At 38.9% G+C, this 6,057-nt stretch carries 7 protein-coding genes; 6 read left to right on the top strand and 1 reads right to left on the bottom strand.

Annotated features, from left to right (window positions below; all coding sequences use genetic code 11):
• Positions 1 to 297 precede the first annotated feature (297 nt).
• The 3 genes from BFL01S_RS18585 (at position 298) to BFL01S_RS18575 (ending at position 2,100) form a co-directional block, all read left to right on the top strand.
• Positions 298 to 840, top strand: a complete 543-nt coding sequence (locus tag BFL01S_RS18585) for a DUF4241 domain-containing protein (protein WP_061786606.1) — start codon at positions 298 to 300, stop codon at positions 838 to 840.
• A 223-nt stretch (positions 841 to 1,063) separates the two neighbouring features.
• Entirely contained in the window at positions 1,064 to 1,381 is a 318-nt protein-coding gene (locus BFL01S_RS18580) for a PadR family transcriptional regulator (protein ID WP_025908014.1), read from the top strand.
• Positions 1,378 to 2,100: a DUF2812 domain-containing protein gene (locus BFL01S_RS18575; protein ID WP_061786605.1), complete on the top strand. Its 723-nt coding sequence runs from the start codon at positions 1,378 to 1,380 to the stop codon at positions 2,098 to 2,100. Before BFL01S_RS18580 ends, BFL01S_RS18575 begins: the two co-directional genes overlap by 4 nt.
• Positions 2,101 to 2,208: 108 nt before the next feature.
• On the opposite strand, the gene abc-f is transcribed toward BFL01S_RS18575, so the two are convergent.
• The gene (abc-f, locus tag BFL01S_RS18570; protein ID WP_061786604.1) at positions 2,209 to 3,852 is read right to left on the bottom strand and encodes a ribosomal protection-like ABC-F family protein; all 1,644 of its coding nucleotides are present in this window, start codon (positions 3,850 to 3,852) and stop codon (positions 2,209 to 2,211) included.
• A gap of 366 nt (positions 3,853 to 4,218) precedes the next feature.
• On the opposite strand from abc-f, the gene BFL01S_RS18565 reads away from it, so the two are divergent.
• Genes BFL01S_RS18565 through BFL01S_RS18555 form a run of 3 tightly spaced genes read left to right on the top strand, consistent with a single transcriptional unit; the run spans position 4,219 to position 5,874 of the window.
• Positions 4,219 to 5,142, top strand: a complete 924-nt coding sequence (locus BFL01S_RS18565) for a DMT family transporter (RefSeq protein ID WP_061786603.1) — start codon at positions 4,219 to 4,221, stop codon at positions 5,140 to 5,142.
• The gene (locus tag BFL01S_RS18560) at positions 5,139 to 5,627 is read left to right on the top strand and encodes a GNAT family N-acetyltransferase (RefSeq protein WP_082802788.1); all 489 of its coding nucleotides are present in this window, start codon (positions 5,139 to 5,141) and stop codon (positions 5,625 to 5,627) included. Before BFL01S_RS18565 ends, BFL01S_RS18560 begins: the two co-directional genes overlap by 4 nt.
• A 10-nt stretch (positions 5,628 to 5,637) precedes the next feature.
• The gene (locus tag BFL01S_RS18555; protein ID WP_061786602.1) at positions 5,638 to 5,874 is read left to right on the top strand and encodes a hypothetical protein; all 237 of its coding nucleotides are present in this window, start codon (positions 5,638 to 5,640) and stop codon (positions 5,872 to 5,874) included.
• Positions 5,875 to 6,057: the final 183 nt, after the last annotated feature.

Genomic DNA, 6,057 nt, shown 5'->3' with positions numbered 1-6,057 from the left:
AAACTCTTTTTTTACTATTTATGCCATAATAGTAAAATATAACATTTCGATAAGGAGAGATGTCGTGAATTCAAATCTCCAAACGTCTAAACCAGTAAAAGTCGTAATGAAAAAGATGCTTCGTATGACGACAAGCTTATTGCAGAAGCAACAAAAGAAGTAGTGAAAGCGCTGAAAGGTAAAAGCCATTAATTTAATAAGTTTTAATAATTCATAAAAAGATAACTTAAAAATGGTACTATGTTTTTATAGTGCCATTTTTATTAGAAGCAAGATAAATAGTTAGGGGAATACAAGGTGAATAGTAAAAAATTAGGTAGCTTTCATGTGACTGGTCTTCAGCTTATCATCTCAGATCCGTGTTATCCAATTGAGTGTGCGGTAGACGACAGCGACGATTTTGCATGGCAATTAGAACCTGCTAAAAGGGGTGAGTGGACCGCAACAGTTTTCTATGAAGATGATTTTACGATAAGTAAATTAGTAGCTACGCAAACTGATTTTAAAATGACTGATAATTGGATTGACACCGGAAAAGAAGTTGGAGTAGATTCAGCTACGGCAGGAATATTTGATGCATCCGTTTATGGAAGAGACGACGCAATTACATATGAAGTGGAAAATGTGCATGAGATTAATATGGATGAAGAAGGTCTTACGTATTATGTAGCTTGCTGCGATGCAGTCGCATCTTCTGAATATGAAGCTGGTATCGTCCCTGGTGGAGTTGTGTCGATGGCTGGAATAGGTGATGGTTACTATCCAGCTTACGTTCAATATGATAATCAAGAAATAGCCGCAGTATTATTAGATTTTTGGTTTGATGAAGAAGAGGAATAAAAACAAACTGCTTTTATATAAAAGTGTTAACATTTATAAAGGTAATCTTCAAGTGCGCTCTCTTGTGAGAACGCACTTTTGTATTTGGAAGGCCTATTTTCTGCTTTCATTAATCTTGAAATAAAATCCAAATTCAATCTAGACAGTTATATCACATTATGATATATTTTATTTAGTTATATCGTAATATGATATATCTTGAAGTAATATAAGAGGTGAGGATTTGGGAAAAACAGAGCAGTTAACAGATTCAATGTTTTACATAATGGCAGCTTTAACAAAGCCAAGGCACGGCTATGCTATTATGAATTTAATCGAAGAAACATCAAAGGGCACAATTACAATAGGGCCCGCTTCCATGTATACCATTATTAAAAAGCTGTTAGACAAAGAATGGATTTACTTATACGATGCTTCGGATTCAAGACGTAAAACGTATTTCCTTACCGATGCAGGAAGAACTGTGCTTAGAGAAGATGTAACCCTTAGAAAAATGATGATTGAGCTAGCTGAAACGGGATTGGGGGAGGATGAAGAATGAAACAAACCAAGTACATCATGTCAGGTGGCCTTGCTTTTGCTGAAGAGAAGGATATGAAAAAATTACGCCGATTTTCTTTAAAAGGATGGCACGTTACTGGTTTTAAATTTTTGGGGTACACGCTTGAAAAAGGAGAAAGCTCAGACTATATCTACAGCGTAGACTACCGATCCCTTGAAGTAGGAGAAGAAGATGAATACTTTGATGTTTTTGCATCCGCCGGGTGGTCTCACGTAACTTCAGAAGGAGATATTCATTTGTTTCGAGCAGAATCTGGTACAAAAGCAATTTATAGCGACTCTGAGACGTTAGTTGAAAAATATAAAAGCTTGTCTAATTCCATGGGGTATATCGCGATTTCATTAGTAGTAATCACAGCGCTTGCGTGGTTGGGAACGATGATGAGCTCTGGAGTTTTACATTCGCTGCTGACTGTGATTGGTATCGTGCTAACAGTTGTTGCCTTTCCAGCAACTTTGACTGCCATCGCATCCTATAATAATAAATGGAAAGTGGAGGAAAAGAAGGGTTTAGTTGCTTTGTTGAAAATTATACCAGCTGCTCTTGTCATAATGGCAGTTCTTGTCTTGGTATTCGGTGATTATGACTCAGCTCGCCTGCTAGCCTATCTAGCCTATATGATTATTGGAGGAACTGTCTTTCCAGCAGTGATCTGGCTGATTATGTCTTTATTTCATAAAGTGAGAAACGAAGCTTAAATGAATAGCTCAAACAGAGAAAAGCGATTAGACTCTTTAGTTTCTAATCGCTTTTTCTTGTCATTTAAGTTTACTAGAAAAAGTGGATAATTGAATAGTAGTGAATGCTTATTGTAGCTCTTTAATCCTCTTCGTCAGTTCCACAAACTTCAAATCCAACTCTGCATAACCCTTATGATTTGGTGTAAGAAAACTTAGTTTCCCAAGTACTTCCTGGCGCTCCGTTTCAAGCGTTAAGCGGAGCTTTTCTTTGTCATCGATGGTGCTTGGCGTATCGCCTGATGTTTGTATCTGCTTTTTAATTCGTTCATTATCAATAACCAGCTGCACGGTAGTTACCTTTTCAACGAAATAGTGGTCATGAGAAACGACTAGCAGCGTTCCTTTGTACTGCGCTAGCGTTTTTTCGAGCTGTTCTCGAGAAGGTAAGTCAAGGTGATTGGTGGGTTCATCTAAAATCAGCACGTCTTTTTCGTCTAGAATGTACTTCATCAGCTTACATTTCACGCGCTCACCCATACTCATGTTGGCAATTGGCTCGTTCCACTGTGACGCGACAAAGCCTAAATGCTTCATTAAGTTTTGAACATGCCCTCGAGCTTCAAATGTTTCTCGATGAAAAAGCTCCTTTGGGGTTTGGTCAAGCGGAAGGTCAAATACTTCTTGCGTTAAGTACCCAATTTGAGCAGAAGGGGAAATCCATAGTTCGCCTTTTGTCGGCGCTTCGTTCTCCATTATCATTTGTAAAAGCGTCGTTTTCCCGCTGCCGTTAGGGCCTATAATCGCTACTTTCTCACCGTGCTGAATCGTGAAGTTTGCTTCTTTAAATAAGACACGGTCTATAAATGATTTTTCCAGCTCTTTTACTTCTAAAAAGCGGTTGCCGTGCTTATGGGTTGAGGTAAATGAAAATTGAACCTGATACTCCTCAGCGGGAGCTTCTGTTTTAAACTTTTCCAGCTCTTTTTCAAGACGCTTTTGTTTTGACTTCACCTGTGAATCTAAACGCTTGGCTTTGACGCGGTGATATTCTTTAAAACCTTCTTCTTTTGTTGATCGTGCATGACCTGACTGTGACCAAGCGGTAAGTTGCTTCATTTGTTTGTTGATACGCTCTTTCATTTTTTGTTGCTTTTCGTATTCTCGCTGCTGGGTAAGGCGAGCTTGTTCACGGTGTTTCATATAGTCGCTGTAGTTTCCGCTGTGCGCAATAACTTTTTGATTCTCAATAGACCAGATTTTTGTTGCGACCTGATCTAAAAAATAGCGGTCATGGGAAACCAAAAGGATCGTTCCTCGGTATTTCTTTATCTCTTTGATTAAAAGCGCCGTGCTGTCCGCATCTAGATGATTTGTTGGTTCATCTAACAATAAAAGGTCAGAGTAGTTCGCTAAACCTCTTGCAAGGCGGGCTTTCAATTTTTCTCCACCGCTCAGCCGCTGAAAGTTGCCGGTTGGCACGTTCCATTTCCTTAAAAGCGTTTCTTCTGATGATGACACGTCTTCAAATAAGTAGGAGCTTGCTTCTTGCTCGACCATAGAAATGGAAAGGTTGGGCTGAAAGTGCTGAATTTTTCCATCTGTTGGATTCATATCTCCAGTTAGTAAGCGAAGCAAGGTGGATTTGCCGGCACCGTTTTTACCGATAATACCTATAATGTCACCTTGCTGGATACTTACATTTACATCTTTAAACAGCGTGTATTCATCTAACTCAAGCTTCAATTTTTGTAATTGTAGTAGTTCTAACATCGAATCATCCCTTCGGTACAGGGAGAATAAAAAAATCCTCCCAATTTCATTGGAAGGATTAGTCGAGTCCGCATTATTGTCCCGCATAAAGAAGCCTATAAGCAGAGCGCTTGTAGGGATGGTTGAAAAATGGGCAGACTAATCCTAAGTTTTTAAGACTTGAAATTATGAAATTTCAAATGTAAAAAATTAGGTTAGTTATCCATTGTTCATCCATCATTCCTCTCGTATTTATTAGTGAAAATTGTAGCATGCTTACATACAATGAGCAACCCTATTTAGAAAATAAAGCCTTTTTCAAGATTTGTTACGTCCCGTTAGGATATTTATGGTAAAATAAATTCAATTTTATAGGAGGTGCAAGGAATGAATCACAATCAAGCATCTCTCAATTCTTCATCTGCTAAGCTGAAGATGATTGTATCCATGGTTATTTTTGGTTCAATCGGCTTTTTCTCAGAGCGGTCTAATTTACAGTCAGTGGAGCTTGTTTTTGTTAGATGCATGTGCGCGACGCTATTTTTAAGCACTTGTTGGGTGTTAACTGGAAAGTATAAAGAAGAAAAGTGGAGTAAAAAAGATATTTTTCAAACGTTAGTGTGTGGCGTGTTTCTTGTGTTAAACTGGGTATTTTTATTTAAAGCATTTGAACAAACGTCCGTTACGGTTGCTATTTCAATCTATCATTTGGCACCGGTGTTTGTTTTGCTTTTAGGAGCTATCCTTTATAAAGAAAAGTTAACCCTTATATCGGTGATGTCACTGGGGATTTGTTTTATCGGTACTCTTTTGGTTTCAGGGATTACTGCTGGTACATCAATGAGCGATTTACTTTCTTCAGGGGTGGTTTGGGGGCTTTTGGCTGCGTTCTTTTATGCATTCACTACGCTAGCAGGTAAAGGGATTAGAGAGCTAAGTCCTTATGCAACAACGTTTTTACAAACCCTGGTTGGAATCTTTATGCTGATTCCGCTCGTTAGCTTTCACTCTTTTTCTGAGCTATCTTCTATTAACTGGATAGTTGTAGCTACAACAGGCATCATACATACTGGTATCGTCTATTTGCTGTTTTTTGATAGTTTACGATTTTTATCGTCAAACGTCATTTCGGTTCTCGTGTTTTTAGATCCAGCGGTAGCTATTCTACTAGATACGCTTCTAACAGGCTTTAGACCAGATATTTTACAGAGTGTTGGCATTGTCCTTATTTTCGGAGGCATGGGGTTAACGATGATGAAAACGAAAAAGAAACCAGACTATTCATATCGTGAAGGAGAGAGTGTGAAATGATTGATCTTAAAATTAGACCCGTACATCCAAATGACGCAGAGGCTATTCATGAAATTAGAATTCAGCCGTCCGTTGCGCGCCATACGTTAGCGGTACCTTCAGAGCGTGTGAAGACACCGAGCGAATTTATGAACAGTATGAATCATGATACGCATTTAATGGTGGCAGAGATTGAGGATAAAGTGGTTGGGATGGCTGGTCTTCATGTTAAACCAGGAAAGCAACGTCATATTGCTGTAGTGGGTATCTCTATTCATGCAGACTATCACGGAAAAGGTGTCGGCAGTGCTCTTATGGATTCACTACTGGACATTGCAGACAACTATTTAGGGCTGATCCGCTTAGAATTAGAGGTTAATGTCTCAAATGAAAAAGCAATGAAGCTCTACGAGAAAAAAGGGTTTCAAGTAGAGGGGCAACTAAAAAAAGCGCATTTCTATGCAGGTGAATATCATGATGTGTTCATAATGGGAAGGGTGAAGTGAGGGGATTAGGTTGGCAAAGTTTGTAGAAAAAGGTTTTATATATGGTCTTGTTTTAGGCTTTTGTATAGGCGTGTTTTTTGTACCTTATAAAGAGGTATTGGACTCAGGAGAAGGATTCACTGAAACGTCACACATGGAACTTATTGACATTTTCGTGGTTTTAATGCGAATCTGTGCTGCTAGTGGTCTTAGCGGAGCTGGAATTGGTTATTACTTATATGTTGATAAAATGAAGCACTCTAAGTAGTGGAGTGTTGTGCCGAGATTGAGACATAAGTAGTTCAGCCCCTACTATACCTGAACAATTGAGAGTTCACAACTTTTAATCGTTCAGGCTTTTTGTTGATTGGGAAAAACCAGTTTGGAAACAGAGTGGAAAGGAGCGTAGAAAACTCGACTCCTCCCCGCGGAAAGCGTGTGGCGTAGCGCA

Origin of the sequence: Priestia flexa NBRC 15715 (genome assembly GCF_001591565.1) — a bacterium.
In the GTDB taxonomy this organism is placed as follows: Bacteria; Bacillota; Bacilli; order Bacillales; family Bacillaceae_H; genus Priestia; species Priestia flexa.
Note: the sequence above shows the minus strand (reverse complement) of the source record. Positions and strands in the feature narration are given on the sequence as shown.